The sequence below is a fragment of the Streptomyces sp. NPDC005899 genome (assembly GCF_040629645.1).
Lineage (GTDB): Bacteria > Actinomycetota > Actinomycetes > Streptomycetales > Streptomycetaceae > Streptomyces.
In genome coordinates, this window is record NZ_JBEXWB010000697.1 from 1 (window position 1) to 1,226 (window position 1,226).

Consider the following 1,226-nt stretch of genomic DNA (forward strand, 5'->3'; position numbering starts at 1 on the left):
CCGCGCTCAGGGCGGCGCGTTCGGCCCGGGCGTGGGGGCCGCCGGTCGCCCGCAGAACCCGGGCCACGGCGTCGTAGATCCGGGCGACCGCTTCCCGTTCCCCGTCGAGGTGGTACGGACCGTGTCCCTGCCGGCCGGGGGACGGCAGGACCAGCCGGAGCAGCAGCAGCCAGGCGGCGCCGGTCAGGTACAGCAGTGCGCGCAGCGGGCCCGGTTCCGGCAGCGGCATCCCGGCCCCGACCACGGCCGCCACCAGCACCTGGGTGCCGCAGGCCGACGCGACCGGACCCGTCGAGCTGAGCGCGCCGGCAAGCAGTCCCAGGAGTCCGAACACCAGCGGCAGGAGGAGCAGGGAGCGCCCCGGGCCGGCCGCCGCCGCGATCGACGTACCGAGCAGCAGCCCGGCCGATCCGGCCACGGCCGGGACGCCGAGACGGGTGATCGAGGCCCGGCGGCTGCCGGGCCGGTCGTTGATGCCGGCGAGCATCGCGCCCAGTGCGGCAGGGACCCCGGCGGTCGGCCTGTCGGCGAGCACGGCCACCAGCATCGGCGCGCACGCCGGCGCCCCGCGCAGCACCGCGTTCCAGGGCACGGGCCCGCGCTGGGTCCGCAGTACGTGGCCGAGCCACGGGGGAAGGGAAGGCAGTGCGCGGGTCACACCGGGCTCCTGTTCGGGCGGCGGAGGTGTCGTCTCGCCGGCGGACGCCTTCGGCCTGGGCGTGGACCCAGCCTAGAGCCCCGGTGTGGAGGCGGTGCTACCTGATCGTTTCGGTCATGTGTCGCCACCGCGGACGGTGCCCGTCGCCCGACGGTGTCAGAGGGCGGCGCCGAAGGCCTGGGTCCAGACCGGTCCGGAGTCCGAGTCCTGCCGCCCGATGCCGATCTCCTCGAACGCGCAGTTGAGGATGTTCGCCCGGTGGCCGGGGCTGTTCATCCAGGACTCCATCACGGCGGCGGCGGTGGGCTGGCCCTTCGCGATGTTCTCGCCGTACGTGCTCCACCGGTAGCCGGCCGTGGTGATGCGGTCGCCGGGGTCCGTGCCGTCCGGTGAGGTGTGCGAGAAGTAGTCCCGGTCGGCCATGTCGGCGGAGTGACGCGACGCCGCGTCGGCCAGCAGGCCGTTCGTACTCACCGGCTCGCATCCCGCCTTCGCCCGCTCGGCGTTGACCAGCCGCACGACCTCCTCCTCCGTCGACGAGGGCGCCGGCGGCCGCACCGGCCGCGGC

The 1,226-nt window shown here is 75.4% G+C and carries 1 protein-coding gene and 1 pseudogene; both read right to left on the reverse strand.

Translation table 11 applies throughout. From position 1 onward, the window contains the following. Nucleotides 1–658, reverse strand: a pseudogene (locus ABZ371_RS32735) (FUSC family protein); the annotation flags it as partial. A 156-nt stretch (nucleotides 659–814) separates the two neighbouring features. Next, a partial coding sequence (locus ABZ371_RS32740; RefSeq protein WP_358686602.1) for a CAP domain-containing protein occupies nucleotides 815–1,226 on the reverse strand: 412 nt, incomplete at its 5' end.